Source organism: Chryseobacterium sp. UYP7 (assembly GCF_056279225.1).
Genome location: NZ_JBWBQW010000007.1, coordinates 116474 through 133972, shown reverse-complemented (window position 1 = coordinate 133972; position 17499 = coordinate 116474). Strand labels below are relative to the sequence as shown.

The 17499-nt window shown below is 35.9% G+C and carries 14 protein-coding genes; 9 read left to right on the top strand and 5 right to left on the bottom strand.

Features of this window, described 5'->3' with window-relative positions; translation table 11 throughout:
- Positions 1 to 67 precede the first annotated feature (67 nt).
- Positions 68 to 1447 carry an MATE family efflux transporter gene (locus ACZ9HT_RS14050; protein ID WP_476041124.1) on the top strand — a complete coding sequence of 460 codons (1380 nt, stop codon included), beginning with the start codon at positions 68 to 70 and terminating at the stop codon, positions 1445 to 1447.
- Positions 1448 to 1994: 547 nt separating this feature from the next.
- On the opposite strand, the gene ACZ9HT_RS14045 is transcribed toward ACZ9HT_RS14050, so the two are convergent.
- From ACZ9HT_RS14045 to ACZ9HT_RS14030, 4 genes are all read right to left on the bottom strand, one after another.
- The gene (locus ACZ9HT_RS14045; protein WP_476041123.1) at positions 1995 to 5174 is read right to left on the bottom strand and encodes an efflux RND transporter permease subunit; all 3180 of its coding nucleotides are present in this window, start codon (positions 5172 to 5174) and stop codon (positions 1995 to 1997) included.
- Positions 5175 to 5248: 74 nt separating this feature from the next.
- On the bottom strand, positions 5249 to 6322 hold the full coding sequence (locus ACZ9HT_RS14040) for an efflux RND transporter periplasmic adaptor subunit (protein ID WP_476041122.1): 1074 nt from the start codon (positions 6320 to 6322) through the stop codon (positions 5249 to 5251).
- Between the two features lie 19 nt (positions 6323 to 6341).
- Complete coding sequence (locus ACZ9HT_RS14035; protein WP_476041121.1) at positions 6342 to 7688, bottom strand: TolC family protein; 1347 nt, start codon at positions 7686 to 7688, stop codon at positions 6342 to 6344.
- Positions 7689 to 7759: 71 nt separating this feature from the next.
- Positions 7760 to 8386, bottom strand: coding sequence for a TetR/AcrR family transcriptional regulator (locus ACZ9HT_RS14030; RefSeq protein ID WP_476041120.1), 627 nt, complete (start codon positions 8384 to 8386; stop codon positions 7760 to 7762).
- Between the two features lie 338 nt (positions 8387 to 8724).
- Here ACZ9HT_RS14030 and ACZ9HT_RS14025 point away from each other — a divergent pair, with 338 nt between their 5' ends.
- The 6 genes from ACZ9HT_RS14025 to ACZ9HT_RS14000 all read left to right on the top strand — a co-directional run bounded on the left by ACZ9HT_RS14025 (position 8725) and on the right by ACZ9HT_RS14000 (position 14190).
- Entirely contained in the window at positions 8725 to 9624 is a 900-nt protein-coding gene (locus ACZ9HT_RS14025) for a hypothetical protein (protein ID WP_476041119.1), read from the top strand.
- 79 nt (positions 9625 to 9703) lie between these two features.
- Positions 9704 to 10108, top strand: a complete 405-nt coding sequence (locus ACZ9HT_RS14020; protein WP_476041118.1) for a hypothetical protein — start codon at positions 9704 to 9706, stop codon at positions 10106 to 10108.
- A gap of 16 nt (positions 10109 to 10124) precedes the next feature.
- Positions 10125 to 10862, top strand: a complete 738-nt coding sequence (locus tag ACZ9HT_RS14015) for a CsgE family curli-type amyloid fiber assembly protein (protein ID WP_476041117.1) — start codon at positions 10125 to 10127, stop codon at positions 10860 to 10862.
- Between the two features lie 16 nt (positions 10863 to 10878).
- Positions 10879 to 11271 (top strand): curli assembly protein CsgF, encoded by a 393-nt coding sequence (locus ACZ9HT_RS14010; protein ID WP_476041115.1) that lies wholly within the window; start codon positions 10879 to 10881, stop codon positions 11269 to 11271.
- Positions 11272 to 11283: 12 nt separating this feature from the next.
- Positions 11284 to 12675, top strand: coding sequence for a CsgG/HfaB family protein (locus ACZ9HT_RS14005; protein ID WP_476041114.1), 1392 nt, complete (start codon positions 11284 to 11286; stop codon positions 12673 to 12675).
- 3 nt (positions 12676 to 12678) lie between these two features.
- On the top strand, positions 12679 to 14190 hold the full coding sequence (locus tag ACZ9HT_RS14000) for a carboxypeptidase-like regulatory domain-containing protein (RefSeq protein WP_476041113.1): 1512 nt from the start codon (positions 12679 to 12681) through the stop codon (positions 14188 to 14190).
- Between the two features lie 51 nt (positions 14191 to 14241).
- Here the strand turns inward: ACZ9HT_RS14000 and ACZ9HT_RS13995 are convergent, their stop codons facing one another.
- Positions 14242 to 15360 (bottom strand): DNA polymerase III subunit, encoded by a 1119-nt coding sequence (locus ACZ9HT_RS13995; RefSeq protein WP_476041112.1) that lies wholly within the window; start codon positions 15358 to 15360, stop codon positions 14242 to 14244.
- A 253-nt stretch (positions 15361 to 15613) separates the two neighbouring features.
- Here ACZ9HT_RS13995 and bamG point away from each other — a divergent pair, with 253 nt between their 5' ends.
- The gene (bamG, locus tag ACZ9HT_RS13990; RefSeq protein WP_476041111.1) at positions 15614 to 16888 is read left to right on the top strand and encodes a BamG family beta-barrel-assembly machinery protein; all 1275 of its coding nucleotides are present in this window, start codon (positions 15614 to 15616) and stop codon (positions 16886 to 16888) included.
- A 3-nt stretch (positions 16889 to 16891) separates the two neighbouring features.
- A complete protein-coding gene (lptC, locus tag ACZ9HT_RS13985) occupies positions 16892 to 17482 on the top strand; it encodes an LPS export ABC transporter periplasmic protein LptC (RefSeq protein ID WP_476041110.1) in 591 nt (196 codons plus the stop codon).
- Positions 17483 to 17499: the final 17 nt, after the last annotated feature.

Here is a 17499-nt window from a genome sequence, read left to right as displayed (position 1 = left end):
TAGACACAATCTTATCGTTTTGAGAAAGTTTGCAGTATTTTTGCTGCAAATTTTATTTTAACAGCACATGCCAATTCTTAATCCTGTACATACCAAAAGACTATTTCAACTAGCAATACCCGTAATGATTACTCAGGTCGGGCAGGTTTCTGTGCAGCTTTTTGATAATATTATGGTAGGAAAACTTCTGGGTGCAGATGCATTGGCTTCGGTGTCACTTGCTAACGGAGTTTTCTTTTCGATTTTTGTTTTGGCACTGGGTTTTTCCCTTGCTATTCCACCTTTGGTTTCAGAAGCGCAATCAAAAAATGATCATACGGCGATCAACCGGATTTTCCGACATGGTTTTGTACTAAACATGACGGTTGGTTTAGCTTTGGTCATTATTATGCTTGCCGCTTTGCCACTTCTCTACCATCTCAACCAACCGGAAAAAATCATTCCTGATACCGAAAGTTATTTGCGTATTACGGTCATAAGTATTATTCCTTTTATGATGTTTCAAACAATGCGCGAAGTTTCTGAAGGGTTAAGTTTTACGGTTGGCGTTACGAAAGCTACTATCATCGCAAATGTTATCAACATCATCCTGAATTATATTTTTATCAAAGGCGTTTTCATGCAATCTTTGGGCGTGGATGGTTCTGCGTACGCCTCGTTTATTGCGAGAGTTTTTATGGTCATTTTTCTCTTTTTTGTTATGAAAAAGAATCCTGCAACCAAAAGATATATGGCAGATTTCAGTTTGAAAGCAAAGCTTTTTCAGAAGAAGATGTTCCAGAAATTGGTCAAACTCGGACTTCCAACTGCTTTGCAGATGTTTTTTGAAATAACGGCTTTCGCTGCCGCGGCATTTATCTGCGGATTGGTTTCTGCAAATGATATTGCCTCGCATCAGATCGCACTTTCGATGGCGTCGTTTACATTTAACCTTTGTATTGGTCTTAGTGTGGCTTCTACCATTATGATCGGCCGAAGATTAGGGGAGCAGCGTTTTGTAGAATTAAAGGAAGTGGGTATAAACAATATGAAGATCGTCTTTATCTTTATGGGTATTTGCGGAATTTTATTTATTGTGTTCCGACATGTTTTACCGACTTTTTTCACGCAGAAAGAAGATATCGAAGTTATTCAACTCGCAGCAAAACTAATGATCATCGCGGCGCTGTTTCAGCTTTCAGATGGAGTTCAGGTTGTGGCTTTGGGTTGTCTCCGTGGAATTCAGGATGTTAAGATCCCGTCGATTATTACATTTGTTGCTTATTGGGTAATCACGATTCCTTTGGGATATGTTCTAACCGTCACTTTAAAAATGGGTGCCTTTGGAATGTGGATCGCGCTAGGTTTAGGTTTAACAATTTCTGCTGTGCTTCTTGTGATCAGATTCCTGAAACTTGCTCAGCGGAAAATTGATGTTTTTGAGAAGAGTAATATGAAAACTATTTAAGAAGATCGGTTTTTGAATCTTTTAACACAAAACAATTTTTGAAGATTTTAATTTCTTTTTAGGATTGAGATTATTAGTTCTTTTGTTTGAAACAGCGTAATTAATCCCACGATTTAATTTTTAATTTTGTACTGATTTTTTCTCACGAATGGCGCAGATCTGTACCGATTTTTTTTACTCTTTTTTTTGGATAAGTTTGAAACTTGAAAAAAATACTTTTGGTTGTAATTCAGATTAATTTCTTAATTTATTCTATAATTTAGCACTCTTTTTTTCTCACGGATAACACAGATCTCCACAGATTCTTCCTACTTACTTACCTGCTTTTTGAGTAAGGTTGATAACTCTAACTTTTGTTGTAGCCCCGAGTGAAACGGCATCCTTTTGTGAGGACGAGGGACGAGCAAAAGATAAAGTGGAAAGCGGGACCCATTTTTATGAGAGGCTGAAAACTGGGCGCTCCTAAAAATAAATAACTGTTTAAAATACACAAAGAAGCCGTTTCAAAATTTGAAACGGCTTCTTCTCTAACTAAACCTTAAAAATATTACATCGTATGTTTGGTTGTGAAACCATCTTCGCTCAATTCTTGCGGCGTGTAATCTGCAGTCATTTCTGCTTCATAATCTACTTTCTTGTCTTTGGAGAATCTGTAAATTAAACCATCAAAGATGGAATAAACTACGGGAACAATGATCAAAGTCAGGAATAATGAGGAGATCAATCCACCGATGATAACCCAGGCTAAACCGTTGTTCATTTCGGCGGCAGCGCCTGATGCCAGTGCAATTGGAATCATACCGATCACCATTGCGATTGTCGTCATTAAAATAGGTCTTAATCTGGCGTGATTCGCCTGCAGTAAAGCGCGGTACGTACTTTCGCCGGCTGCTTTCCTGATATTTGTAAAATCGACAATCATAATCGCGTTCTTCGCAACCAAACCAATCAGCATGATCATTCCCAAAATGGTAAAGATATTAAGTGAATTGTTGGTTAAAGCCAGAACTACAAGTACTCCGATCAAGGCTAAAGGAATAGAAAACAATACAACAAATGGATAAATGAAACTATTGTAAAGCGCAACCATGACCAAGTAAACTAAGATAATTGCAGCTGCTAAAGCGATTCCTAAAGTTCCGAAACCTTCGGTCTGATTTTCCTGATCACCACTCCAGATATAATTAACTCCGGTTGGTTTTTTCAGTTTGCTGAATTTCGCCTCCCATTCTGCTGCAACGGTTCCGGTTGTTTTACCAATTGTTTGTGCTTCGATCGTTACGGAAGGAGCTTTATCTCTTCTCTCTAAGAAACTCGGTCCCGAACTTTCTGTAACGGTTGCAAACTGACTTAGTTTGATCTGCTGCTGCTGATCATTAACGAAGATCAGGTTATTAACATCATTAATTGTCGACCGGCCTTTTTGATTGTATTGAATATTAATATCGTATTCGTAATCTCCAGCACGGAATTTACCATCGGTATTTCCACTAAATGCGGTTTGCATTGTAAGACCAACGGTTTGTAAATTTAATCCTAACAACGACATTTTATCTCGGTCTACCTGAACATTAATTTCGGGATTTCCGCCTTCGCTTGTTAGCTTAACTTCAGAAGAACCTTCGATTGTTCTTAACTGCGCTTCGGCCTCTCTCGCAAACGTCATTGCGCTTTTTAAGTCCGGTCCTGTAACCACTAAAGCTAACGGAGCCTGCTCTGCACCCAACAGTCCAACGGGAACGGTTTTTACTTTCGCACCGACTAATACATTTTCTAATTCTTTTTTCAATTTTGCGGCATAAACAAAAGAGTTATCTGCTCTTTTATCTTTCCCGACCAAGATAACATCAATCTCTGATTTGTAAGCGGTTGCCTGTGCTCCACCCACTCCATCGCTGGTTTGACCAACGGTTGTAATAATTTTTTCTACCTCTTTTTTGCTCGCCAAATATTTTTCTGCTTTTTGCGTCATGAAATTAGACTGCTCGATCGAGGCATCTTTTGGCAATTCTATCTGTACCAAAAATTCTCCCTTATCGATCTTCGCGAAAAATTCCCCACCAATATAGCCTAAGCCAACCAAAGTAAATGAACTAAAGAATAAGATAACGACTAATCCCAAAGAAATCAATTTTGTTTTCCAGTTTTTTAAACACCATTCCAAAAGACCAGAAATCCAGTGTGTAAATGCATCCAAACGTTTTTCAAAAGCTAAGATGAATTTTTCGAACCAGTTTTTTCCTGTAAGATGTTCCAGTTTTCCAAATCTTGAAGAAAGCCACGGTACAATGGTAAAGGATGAAAGCAAGGATAACAAGGTCGCAATAACGACCGTGACACAAAACTGGGAGATAATATTTGAAACCAAACCTGTGCTTAATGCTATCGGTAAAAATACTACCACAATAACTAAAGTAATAGCCATTACGGTAAAACCAATTTCCCGGGTTCCATCATAGGCTGCTCTTACCCGGTTCTTGCCCATTTCCATATGGCGGTAAATGTTTTCGAGAACCACAATCGCATCATCGACCAAAATACCAACAACTAATGACAGTCCCAATAAACTCATTAAATTTAAAGTATATCCTAAAAGATACATTCCAATAAATGTCGCCACCAAGGAGGCCGGAATAGAAACCATTACGATAAATGCATTTCTAATACTGTGCAGGAATAATAACATTACAATGGCTACCAAACAAACTGCAATAAGTAAATCGTGGGTTACATTATTTGCTGCATTGAGGGTAAAGTTCGTACTGTCATTAACAATATCAATTTTTACGTTTTGCAATTTGTAGTCATTCTGAATTTTTTCAATTGCTGCCCGACTCAATTCACTTACCTCAACGGCATTTGCATCTGACTGCTTGATGATCTGAAGAATAATTGCAGGTTTTTGATCGACGCGAGCAATTTTTTCCACATCTTTCTGAGAATCCTCTACAAAAGCAACGTCGCCCAATCTTACCTGAGAACCGTTTTTACTTTTGATGACCAAATTCGTAAGTTCATTTGTATCTTTATATTTTCCGGATAAACGAATGATCGTAGTATTGTTTCTGGTTTTGATGTTCCCTGTCGGGAAATCTAAGTTGGAACTTAAGATCGCCTGTTGAATTTCGGGAACCGATAAACCATAGCCTTCAATTTTAGCCTGATCCATATTTACGCGGATCTCTCTTTCTTCACCACCAATTAGATTTACCTGCGCCACACCTTTCACTCGGGAAAGAACGGGTTCAATTTTTTTATCTAAAAGGTCATAAAATTCTTTCTGCGGAAGTGTAGAAGTTGCTCCAGCCGTAATAATTGGTAAATCACTCAGGGAGAACTTTAATAAGGAAGGCGGTTTCACATCTTCCGGTAAATCTGCCTCGATCGCATTAATTTTTCTTTGCGCATCGTTTAAAGCATAATTTGTATCGGTTCCCGAATTAAGCGTAACCATTACGAGTGAAAGACTTTCGTAGGATTTTGATTCTACTTTCTTTACATTTTCTAAAGAAGAAATTGCATCTTCAATTTTTTTGGTCACGGAACTTTCTACTTCACTGGGCGATGCACCGGGATAAACCGTAGAAATCGTGACTACATTGATCTCGAATTTTGGGATCAATTCGTAGCCCATTTGGCTGTAACTGAATATACCGCCCAAAGTAAGTATCGTAAATAATACGATAATTAATGTTGGACGTTTTATGGATATTTCTGCTAATTTCATATATTTATTTAGATTTTAGATGGTGATGTTTTGAATAAAACTTTACGCTTTCATTCAGTCATCAAATATCTTTTCTATTTAACAATTTTAATTTTGGAACCGTCGATAAGATTGATCTGGCCTGTAGTAACCACGGTTTGTCCGTCTTTGATTCCTTCCAGAATTTCAATTTGATCTCCGAAAATTCTTCCGGTTACAAGTGTGGTTAATTTCACCGTATTATTAGGCTGTACAACAAACACCTGGTTACTGCTGACACCGTTTACAAAAGCATCTTTCGGTAGAACCAACATTGCATGAGCAGTTCCGGATTCTTTAGCATTAAATACTGCCGTACCGTACATTCCTGCCCGAAGTTTATTTTCTGAAGAATTATTGATCTCAATTTCTACAGGAAAATTTAAAGAGGCATCTGCCAATGGCGCGATAAAACTAATTCTTCCGTTGAAAGCTGCATCCGGATAAACACTTGCTTTAACAGCTATTTCGTCGCCCACTTTTATGCTCGCAACCTGAGATTCATTTACGTTTACCTTCAATTTAAGTCTCGAAACATTTACGATCTCAAACATTACCGTTCCGGGAGAAACAACGGAACCTGGTTCGATTAATCTCTTATTAATAATACCACTGATACTTGCACGAACATTCGTATCTCCAATTCGCAAATTAGCCTGTTGAAGTTGTGCTCTGGCATTTTTAACCTGAAGTCTTGAATTATCGACCTGCTGTTTTGTAACGCCACCTGTTTTAAAAGCATTTTCGTAACGCTGATTATCAACTACGGCATTCTGGTAAGTTGCGTTGGCGTTGGAATTATCTACCTCTAACTGATCTTTTTTGATGGTTGCAACGGTTTGTCCCACTTTTACATAACTGCCTTCATCAACAAGAACTCTAACGATTCTCCCGCTGATCTCAGACGGGAACGCTAATTCCTGATAAGGGGCAAATGTTCCGTTTGAAGAATAATCATTCGTTATATGTTCAAATTTTGCCTGCGTTACGTTGACAACGATATCTGTATTTTTTTTTGAAACGATCGCAGTTTCTGCTTCATTTTTTGCTTTGTTATTTCTTAGGGTAAAAACTCCCGCTACGATCAGCACTATTGCTAGTACACTATAAATTATTGGTCTTGCTTTCATCTGAATTATTTCTTCTTAGTTATTTAATGTAAGTTCTTAGTTCACCTTTGGATTTATAATACTGTATTTCTGCAATTTTGTAATCTAAGATGGCGTTGCTGTAATTATTTTTCGCTTCTACCAAAGCATTTTCTGCTTCCAGTAATTCAGTAAGCGTGGCTAAACCGTATTGGTAATTGCTTTTTGTATTTGATGTTACCGATTCTGCAAGACCAACGTTAGCTTTTTGATTTTCCAAAGCAGAAAGACTGTTTTCGATCTGAGATTTTGCGTTTTGGTAAGATAAGTCTAAACCTAATTTAGTGTCGGAGATATCAACATCTAACTTATCAAGTTCGATCTGCGCCATTGCCACCCGGGCTTTCGTCGCAAAACCATTAAAAATAGGAATATTAACACCGAGCGTAATTGCAGAATAGTCTGACCAGAAAACACCATTTTTAGATCCATTAGTTAAAGGGAATTTATCTCCCAAACCTTGATAGCTATAATTAGCATTTAAATTAACCGTTGGGTAATAATCTGCTTCAACCGCTTTTTTATTATACGCTAAAAGTTCTTTCTGCTTATTTAGCACTTTAATTTCGGATCTTTCATCTGTTCCAATAACATTTTCTAATAAATGCGGCGTAATTTCCATATCAGATTTTACGAGCTCAATATTAGTTTCAATAGGCATTCCCATGTAGAATTTTAAAGCATTTTCTGCCTGGTTAATTCCGTTTTGCTGTTGGGTTATTACCGTACTGATATTGGTTAAATTAACATTAGTTCTATCCAGATCAATTTTTTTAGCCAACCCGTTATCAAATAAACTTTTAATAATATTTCGGGCTTTTTCAGTACTTGTGAAACTGCTTTCTAAAGTTTCCTGTTTCTGTTGAATGGTAAAAACCTGAAAATAAGCGTTGGAAACTCTTTCTATAATTTGCTCTTCCGTCAACTGGCCGTTTAACTGATAAAATTCTTTGGTTGAGTTGGCAGCTTTCAGACCGATAAAAACTTTCTGATTAAAAATGGCCTGGGACAACTGCAATCCTGCTCCGGCGTTCCATTTTTGTCCGAAAGAAATTAACTGAATATTAGTTGGTCCACCACTAAATGCACCAACATCTAAAGCAGATTTCTGCAATAATGGATTAAAGGTAAGGTTTGCAACACCAGATATATGTGGTAAAGCATTAGATTTTGCTTCCATGATCTGATAATCTGCGTTACGAATATCTAATTTTGCTTTCAGTGCTTCTGCTTTGTTTTGAAGCGCGTATTCTATGGCTTGTTTCAGCGTGACAGTCTGCTGCGCTTTCAATCCTGAGGTTGAAATCGCTAAGATTGTGACGAGGGCCATTTTTCTCCAGTTGGTCATTTTATATTGAGTTATTATTTAATAGGGACGTTTTACGATACATTTTACTTTTTTTTTGAAAGAAATTTCTTTTATTTCAAAATTTTCTGATCTTCCAGTTTAAAATCAAAATTTAATAAAAAGTCTTTTCCTTTCTTCGTAGCGATGGAATGAATGTAGAAAACCATTACCTCAAAGCAAAAACATTCTCTGCCACTGGATTCGTTTTCAAACAAAGGAGAATTCTCATAGGAAAACATGAGCTGAAGCAGAAATTTGATGTAAAGTCTTTCATCAAAATCAGTTCGGTATAACCCCTGTTTTCTTCCCAGCTTAATGTTGTGGGTAACTATTTTTGAGATCTTTTCGTCAATGCTTAAAATATGTTGATTATAAATAGAAGGATAATATTTAATCAACTGCCGAATAAAAGTGGTTTTATTGGTTCGGGAAAAGCTTTCGAAATCTCTTTCCCGCAAAAACATTCTTTCTATTGCATTATCGCTTTTTGCATCATTTAAAAGAAGCGCTTCTATGACAAGATCCAATTTATGATCTAAAACTTCTGTCAACAGATCTTCTTTATTTTTATGTAACTGATACAGTGTTTTTTTCGACATCGAAAACTCTTTCGCAATGTCATCCATTGTGAGCGTTTTCGCGCCGTTTAGGGCAAAAAGATCGGCAACTTTTGATAAAAATTCTGTGTTTGAACTCATAATTAGGGCAAAGGTAAAAAAAGAAAACTAATAAACAATATAAGTTTCCAAGTTTATCGTTAAATGACTTTCATCGAATTTCTAAATAATGATGTTGACATAATTTTTCATGAATCTATTTAGAGGACATTCAAATCGAGAATAAATACAACATTTAGATCTGAGGAGAAATCCTTCAAACATCATCTTTAGGGTGAAAGCCGAAATCTGCTCAGGTGTTTTAACTATGAGTCTCATAGTTTTTAATGATTTTAGACAATTCATTATTTTCGGTGATTCTTTTAAATGTGCATCCTTCTACATTTGTATAACAAACTAACCAACAAAATTTTTTAACCATGAAAAAATTATTAGCAGGTGCAATCGCACTTATGGCAGTTACGTACGGTTATTCACAAAATAACCATGATGTAACATCGCAAACAGGGAATAACAACAGTGCAAATGTTGATCAGCACGGCAGACAAAATTCCGACAAAATTACGCAGGCCGGAAACAAAAACGAAGCTGATGTTTCCCAGTACGGAAAGTTCAATAAAAATGTAACCTGGAGCCAGGGTAACAAAAATGATGAATTGGTTTACCAAAGTGGTAAAAGAAACTCCAACAACGCCTACCAGTTAGGAAACAGAAATGACGCTACTACAAAACAGTACGGTAATGACAATATTGTAAAACAAAAACAAATTGGTAATGACAATTCTGTTTATGCATTGCAGTGTGGTAACCGAAATGAAGTAGCTCAAAATCAAAATGGTAATGGTAACGAAGAGTCTTCTACACAATATGGTAATGATAACAAAGTTACTCAAAAACAAAAAGGTGATGATAATTTTACTTCAGCTTGGCAAAACGGTGCTGACAATATGATCTCTCAAAATCAAGATGGAGATGGTAACAGTGCAAAAGCTAAACAAACTGGATATGACAATAAAATTACTCAAAAACAAGTTGGCGATGATAACAAATTACTTGCTGAACAAATTGGAGATAGAAACACTATCAAACAAACTCAAGAAGGTAACAGAAATTATGCGAAAGATTTTCAAGAAGGATGTGATAATGCTATTGTAGTATTACAACAAGGTAACAACCATGATCACGTGGGTATGCAATTAGGTAACAACAATTCCCAAGACATTTTCCAAGAATCAGGAAACTCTGATGGTGGTTCATGCTGTAACGCTCCTAATATGCCAGATCCAAAATGTCCACAGAACCCAGGAGGCGGTTGTTAATAACCTAACCATCTGATATTAATTCATCCTTTGGGAGAAACTATTAATAGTTTCTCCCTTTTATCCAAAATATAATATCATGAAAAAATTAATCTTAATCCTGCTATTTTGCTGCAGTTATCTTATTACCGCGCAAAGCATCAGCTTCAGTAACATCAACAGTCAAAACGTGCTGAATTACATAAATTCTAATAATCAGACCGTTTCTTCCGCTTCTTCAAAAACTGCCGTAATTCAAGTAGGAAATAATAACAATGCTTCAGTTTATGACAAAAGCAAAAGAAGTGATCTAATGATCCGGCAAACAGGCAATTTTAATAATACTTTAATGACAAACACCAATCCTGAATTGGAAAATAAACAAAAAGTAAATGTAGAAGGCAGTAATAACTACATTGATATTACAGGAAATAACGGAAATTCCAAAGAGATGCAGATCAATTTAAAAACGAATGATAAAATGATTTTTGTACGACACTACTAATTTTTAAAAATAAAATATGAAAAATTTTATTTCATGCCTCGGTACAGTTCTCTTTTTGATCCTTGGAATTAACGGAAAAGCACAGGAAATTAAAGGGGTAACTGCAAAAATTGAGATCGATAATATTGAGGGAACAATGAATCTAAAGGCTACTGTAAAAAATGAAAGTGAAGTTTATCGATCGCTCAACTATATATTTCTTGCTGTAAAAAAAGACCGTAAGAAGAACATGTCATCTTCTGAACAGCAAAATAAATTTACGCTGCTTCCGAAGGAGACCAAGCTTCTTTCGGAAATATCAATAAATGTGAATAAAGATGATGGCTTAAAAGTGTATCTCTTCATTAAAGACGAAAAAACATCAGCGGTTATTGCCAAAGATAGTTTAGAACTGAATGCGAAAAGTTTTGCGAAGAGTTTATCTTATGAAAAGAAGACGAATGAAGAAAATATGATGATGAAAAGTGTAGTCATTAATGATACAAAAACACGCGTGGGTGATGATTTTTATGACAGAGTTTATTCCCTTCTGATGCTGAATTCGATGGTATTTAATTTTCGCGTAAGTATTTCTGAGATCCGCTCTACAGGCAGCAATACACAACTACAGGTTTTTGCTGACGATGAAAATATTTTCACCTTCATGGCCAGACCAGAAGATGATTATTTAGATAATGCCGTAAAACAAACAATTGCAAGTCTTATCAAATTTGACAACGACAGACAAGTCGACGACAAAGGTTTTATTTATTAACAAAAAAACACTTTTTATGAAAACACTTGTTTTTTATTTGGTTTTGGGAACAGCGTTCACTTTTGGACAACAATTCTCTTACAAACCGATCAATCCAGCCTTTGGCGGAGATACTTTTAATTATCAATGGTTATTGAGTTCTGCCGCTACGCAAAACCAGTTCAAGGCAACCAATTCTTTTGATTCACTAAGCTCATTAGACAGCTTTACAGAAAGTTTAAATAGACAGTTATTGAGTCAATTATCTTCAAAACTCTTCGGAGATCAGTTCGGAGACGGAAACTTAAAACCGGGAAATTACACTTTCGGTTCCATGTACATACAAGTTACACAGACTGACAGAGGGTTAATAGTAAAAATTTTAAATACATCTACAGGTGAACAATCAGAAATTATAATCCCGAACTAAAGAATTAATATCATGAATTATTTATTAACAATCAGAATCATACTCCTCCTCAGCCTGGTCGGATTTTTGGAAAGTTGCGGCACGATGATGAATCTCCCTGCAGAAGGTGATCCTTCTACATTGGGGGAAATGACTCCTTATACCAAACAACTAAAAGATCTTCCCGCTCCGGATGATAAAATAGTAATTGGAGTTTACAAATTTAAAGATCAGACCGGTCAATATAAAATGGCGGAAAATGGCAGTAACTGGAGCACTGCAATTCCGCAAGGGACAACATCCATTTTACTAAAAGCACTGGAAGACAGCAAATGGTTCCGCCCTATTGAAAGGGAAAATATTGGCAATCTTTTGAATGAGCGGCAGATCATACGCTCCACAAGAAAAGAATATGAAGTTGCCAAAGACGGCAAAACAGTGATCAGTGATCAGCTTCCACCACTACTCTATGCCGGAATTCTACTGGAAGGCGGAATAATTTCCTATGATACTAATGTAATGACGGGCGGAATCGGAGCCAGATATTTCGGAATTGGTGGCGGAACTCAATACAGACAAGACAGAGTGACTGTTTATATAAGAGTTGTTTCCAGCATGACCGGAGAAATAATGAAAACCATTTATACCTCCAAAAACATTCTGTCAACTACTGTTAATGGGAGTTTTTTCAGATATATCGATACCGATCGAATTCTGGAAGCAGAAATGGGTTTTACGCAAAATGAACCTGTAAGTTTAGCAGTAACTCAAGCAATCGAGAAAGCGGTGTACAGTTTAATCTTAGAAAGTGTAGAAGACGGAACGTTCCGCATTCAGCAAAAACATGAGAAAGAACTCAATCTGCTGCTTCAAAAATACCATGCGGAACAGCTTAAAAATACAAATCAATTGGCCGGAAATAAGTTCGATGATAAAGAAAGATCGAAAGCGTCCATACTGCTTCTGGCAAATGGCGATATGATAAAAGGAGATTACAAAGATCCATTAATGAAACTTGGTGGGAAAGCAGGTTTTAAATATTTCCTGAACGATCACCTCAATGCGGAAATAAGTGTAGGATTCGAAACGCTGGAAAATAAAGGGATCGTAAAAAATAATTTTATGTATACCGATGTGAATCTTGAGTATCTACTGCTGCCAAAATTCAGCTTTTCGCCTTATGCCTATGCCGGAATTGGATCTATGTTTAATGGGACCAATTTCTTTAAATATCAATTTGGTGGTGGTCTGGAATATTTAATGGACAGCAACCTTGCGGTACGACTCAATGCTCAGTATGACATGGGTTTTGATGATAACTGGGATGAATTCATCAATGGAAAACGAAAAGATCAGGCATTGCATATCGGAATCGGAATCAACTATTATATCAAACAGGCGAAAAAGTTCAACCAAAAAAAATAAACTATGAAAACTTTACTATCTATATTTTTAGGCGCTTTGCTTTTTCTTTGCTGTTTTTCTTGTAGTGAAGATTTAGTTGGGGTATCAACCACGGGAACAATAACGGGAAAAGTAGTAAAAAGAGGAACTAATTCTCCACTTGCGAATGTTAAAGTGTACACCTCTCCCACTACGCAAACTGTTTTCACGCAAACCGATGGAACATTCATCATAGAAAAAGTTCCTCTTGGAGACTACTCTGTAAAAGCTGAACTTACTGGTTATTTATCAACATTTCAGGGAGTGAATGTGAAAACTGATGTCGGCGTAAGTGTTGTTTTTGAACTGTCCGATGATAATTCTTTAAATTCACCACCATCGGTACCACAACTTTTAACTCCTGCGGATCAATCGGAAAATCAACCCACTTCTGTCACGTTAACTTGGGCATCAACAGATCCCGATCCCGCAGATTCATTAAAATTAAAATTTAGAGTTATCGTAAAAAATAGTTTGAATAATATCGTGTTTGATAAAGCAGATATCAAAACAAAAAGCTACGTGCTAGATAATTTGATTTTTGGAGTTACCTACTTTTGGCAAGTTGTAGCAAATGACACTATAAATCCCGATGTTTACAGCGAAATTCGACAGTTTAAAGTTTCAGACACACCTAATAACAGGTTTCATTATGTACAAAAAAGTGGCTCTAGTTATTATATAATTTCCAGTACAGAAGCAGGAGTAAATTTCCAGTTTACACCGAATACAGTAAATAGTTGGAGACCGAAACTCAATAATGATGCGAATTTAATTGCTTTTCTACGCACTGTTTCCGGCAGCACCCAAATCTTCACTGCTAAAAAAGACGGTTCAAATGTGAGTCAGGTTACCACAACACAACCTGTTCTGGGCTATAACTACGAAGATCTGGATTTTTGCTGGAGTACAAATGGCAGTGAATTACTGTATCCAAGTTTTAATAAATTGTACAAAATAAATAAAGATGGTAGCGGGCTTACTTTAATTTATACCACTACCGACGGAAATTTCATTACAGAATGTGACTGGAGCAACGATGGTTCAAAAATCGCCCTGAAAACAAATGACGTAAATGGTTATAATGCTAAAGTTTTTATTATTGATCCTCTCGGGATGGTGATGAAAACAATTTTAACCGGCCAGCCCGGAGCTGCAGGAGGATTAAATTTTTCGATTGCAGGCAATAAATTGCTTTATACCAGAGATTTCTCCGGTTACGAAAATCCCAATCACCGGCAGTTGGATTCCCGGATTTATCTTTATGATTTAAATACCGATGTTGTTACAGATATTTCAACGATTAGTAAAAAAACCTTGGGTTCAAATGATCTGGATCCACGATTTTCGCCTAACGATGCCGAAGTTATTTTCACCAACACTTCTAACGATGGTATTTCCCCAAAGAATATTTATAAATTAACTTTCAGCGATACCAATACAGAATATCCAAGAACACTGCTGTTCAGCAATGCAGAAATGCCTGACTGGGAATAATTTTTAAAAAATTTGGAAAAAGAAGTGAGCAATTTGTTCACTTCTTTTTCTTTACGCTGATTTATGAATATATCTCGATAATTTAATTCCAAGATCGGTCCATACGATTTTTGCGTTGGCGTTTCTTTCCAGATGATAATCTGCTTCGGAAATTTCTTCTAAAATAGCCTCAATGTTAGCACCATGAATAAAATTAGAAAAACGATCCCACTTAAAACCGCCGGAATCTATTTTTTTATAGACCAGCTTTTCATTTCCGTAATTCTGGAGCAACGCTAAACGGAACATTTCGGAACAGTAATCTAAAAAATTCTTTTGTTTCTCGCGATTCCAACCTGCAACATTTCTGCCCCAAAAAACGATATTTTTTAAAAACTCCGGTTTCTTTTTTACCTGGAAAGCTTCCCGGACCCAAACAACAAAAAGATCTTCAAATTCTGAATCCGAATTTTCGGCTAACAAAAGCTTCTGAGCGTTGTTCCAATTGCCCTGCGCTTGAAATACGGTTTCCTTTACTTTTTCTTCACTTAACTGAAAATCCTTTCGCAGAAAAACCTCAATATCTTGATCCTGGATTCTTGGAATTTCGATAAGCTGTGTACGGGAAAGAATCGTTGGTAATATAAAATCAGCATTTTCTGCGGTCAAAATGATTAAAGTATCTTTTGGCGGTTCTTCCAGAAACTTTAAGAACTTGTTTGCTGCAGAAATATTCATTTTGTCTGCTTGCCAAACGATAAGCACTTTACTGCCGCCTTCAAAACTTTTTAGGGCAAACTTTTTATTTAATTCATCTATTTCATCTGCATAAATGGTAAGTTGTTTATTTTCTGAATCAAGAATTTTTGTCCAGTCTTCCATATTAGAATATGGATTTGCCAATATCATCTCACGGAAAGTAGATAAAAAATTTTGTGAAAGCCCGGCATTTTTTTCTTTGAAAACAGGAAAACTAAAATGCAGATCTAAGTGATTTAAGTGTTCAACTTTGGAGGAAGAATGTACATTTTCTTTCCGAAAGACCTCCTTTGCGAAAGCCATTGCCAAAGGTAAAGTTCCGTAACCTTCTTTTCCTAAAAAAAGCTGGGCGTGACTTACTCTATTGTCGGCTATGCTTTCTTTTAAAAGATTTTTTAGTTTTTCCTGACCTACAATTTGTTCCCAATTCATTTTTCAAAGATAAATAATTTTCACAGAGTTGGAGAAATCAAAATTCCTGTTTCGATGTTCGTTTAAATACGTCAAATTATAATTTCAGGAATAAATTTGGTACTTTAAAAAGCATGTTTTTACATTAGCGTGAAATGTTCAATATTGAAATTAAGCGTGTATTAATGACGCTCCTTAACAAACTTTAACCAAAGTAAATTTCCTCAATTCAGTAATATTTAAGATATTTGCGCATTATTTTTAAAAATAGAGAATGAAAAGAATTTTTGTATTACCACTCGTAGCAGTCGGTTTTTTACTGAATGCTCAAACGATTGGTAATTCTCCTTATGCTGCCTTTGGAATTGGGGATGTAAAGTATGATAATACGACAGATGTGAATGCGATGGGCGGTATTTCTACAGCATATATTTGGGATTTTGCTAACAATTTTAATTTTAGCAATCCAGCTGCTAACAAAAACTTAGAATTAACCACTATAAAAGTGGAAGGATCGAATGAAAATAATTTTTTCAAATCGAATTATGATAATATGAGTGTTACTAAACACTCTTCTTATTTATCTAATATTTCGATTGCTTTTCCTCTTGCTCCTAAAGTTAAGTTTGGTCTAGGATATCAACCTTACAGCTCAAAAAAATATTCAGTTTTGAGTTCCGAAACACTTGATAACGGAACTGTTAAAGCTAATCTTTTTCGCGGTGAAGGAACTTTAAGTACTGTTCAGGCTGCATTATCATATCAGATCTCACCTGAATTCGGATTGGGTTTAAGAAGTAATTTTTACTTCGGTAATCTTTATGATATTAATGAACTTACCTACTCAACGGCAGAGCTTATTAATGGTTACGAAACTAAAAATAAAGTTAAAACTTTTAATTTCACCCTTGGAACTGTTTATCAGAAATTATTAGAAACGGATAAAAAACTGACACTGGGCGCGACCTACACCTTTGGTAATACCGGTCAAATGGAAACAAGATATGTGAACAGCACTTATTTCTACACTCCTGGACAAATCCAGAATAACGTAAGCATTATTGAAGAACGTAATAGCGATGATAAGAATCTTATTCCGATGGAGTTTTCTTTGGGAGCTGGTTACGGGCGAGATGCGAAGTGGTTCATGGGAACGCAGTTCGATTTTAAGAAAGGAGAAAATATTCAGTTTTTAGGCCAACCTTTCGCTAACGAAAATTCTTATAAGATTGCTGCAGGTGGTTGGTATATTCCGAATTTTAACAATTTCAGAAGTTATTTTTCCAGAGTTACTTACCGATACGGAGCTTATTATGAAAAAGGAAATCTCTCCTTCAACGGAAATAATGTGAATCAATTTGCATTAACCGGTGGTTTAACACTTCCTTTCGAAAATAAGGGTGCAAGCCGAATGAGTGGAATCGATCTTGGAATTGAGTTAGGTAAAAGAGGAACATTGAGTAATAATTTGATTCGTCAGAATTTTGTGAACGTAAGAATCGGACTTAATTTTGCCGATAAATGGTTTAGAAAAACTCTTTATGATTAAAGAATGAATCGTTACAGAAAAATATTCTATAAAAATATAGCCGTCCTTTTGGGTTGTGCTATATTTTTTGTTTTAAATTCCTGTGATGAAGATCTTACCACCATCAATAAAAATCAGAAAAATAATTTTCCGTCCCAAATCATAAATAATGCTAAGATCGTACAGCGCGATTCGGGTATGGTGAAATTACGTGCGACAGCAGAACTTATTGAGAAATTCGAATATGTTGACTCGCCTTATATTGTAGCAAGAAAAGGAATAAATATTCTTTTTTACGATAAAAAAAAACCACTGGTTCCCGGAAAAATCACTGCAAAATATGCCAAGTTTAATGAAAAAAAGAAATTTTACGAGGCAAAAGGAAATGTAAGAATTACGACAAATGAAAATCAAATGTTCGCAATGCAATCGGTTTTTTGGGATCAGAATAAAAAATTAATTTACACTTCAGATACTGTTTTTGTTACCGATAAAGATGGATCAACTTTAATTGGCGCAAATGGAATGAAGGCTAAAGATGATTTTTCAGAATATACTTTCTTTAATAATTCCGGCGATATCAACGCCAAAAAAATCCCCGAAAAAGGAAGGTGATTTTTCTTAAATTCGTA

Coding starts and splice junctions, on each gene's coding strand:
- ACZ9HT_RS14050 (WP_476041124.1), top strand. CDS start 68: ATGCCAATTCTTAATCCTGTACATACCAAAAGACTATTTCAACTAGCA.
- ACZ9HT_RS14045 (WP_476041123.1), bottom strand. CDS start 5,174: ATGAAATTAGCAGAAATATCCATAAAACGTCCAACATTAATTATCGTA.
- ACZ9HT_RS14040 (WP_476041122.1), bottom strand. CDS start 6,322: ATGAAAGCAAGACCAATAATTTATAGTGTACTAGCAATAGTGCTGATC.
- ACZ9HT_RS14035 (WP_476041121.1), bottom strand. CDS start 7,688: ATGACCAACTGGAGAAAAATGGCCCTCGTCACAATCTTAGCGATTTCA.
- ACZ9HT_RS14030 (WP_476041120.1), bottom strand. CDS start 8,386: ATGAGTTCAAACACAGAATTTTTATCAAAAGTTGCCGATCTTTTTGCC.
- ACZ9HT_RS14025 (WP_476041119.1), top strand. CDS start 8,725: ATGAAAAAATTATTAGCAGGTGCAATCGCACTTATGGCAGTTACGTAC.
- ACZ9HT_RS14020 (WP_476041118.1), top strand. CDS start 9,704: ATGAAAAAATTAATCTTAATCCTGCTATTTTGCTGCAGTTATCTTATT.
- ACZ9HT_RS14015 (WP_476041117.1), top strand. CDS start 10,125: ATGAAAAATTTTATTTCATGCCTCGGTACAGTTCTCTTTTTGATCCTT.
- ACZ9HT_RS14010 (WP_476041115.1), top strand. CDS start 10,879: ATGAAAACACTTGTTTTTTATTTGGTTTTGGGAACAGCGTTCACTTTT.
- ACZ9HT_RS14005 (WP_476041114.1), top strand. CDS start 11,284: ATGAATTATTTATTAACAATCAGAATCATACTCCTCCTCAGCCTGGTC.
- ACZ9HT_RS14000 (WP_476041113.1), top strand. CDS start 12,679: ATGAAAACTTTACTATCTATATTTTTAGGCGCTTTGCTTTTTCTTTGC.
- ACZ9HT_RS13995 (WP_476041112.1), bottom strand. CDS start 15,360: ATGAATTGGGAACAAATTGTAGGTCAGGAAAAACTAAAAAATCTTTTA.
- bamG (WP_476041111.1), top strand. CDS start 15,614: ATGAAAAGAATTTTTGTATTACCACTCGTAGCAGTCGGTTTTTTACTG.
- lptC (WP_476041110.1), top strand. CDS start 16,892: ATGAATCGTTACAGAAAAATATTCTATAAAAATATAGCCGTCCTTTTG.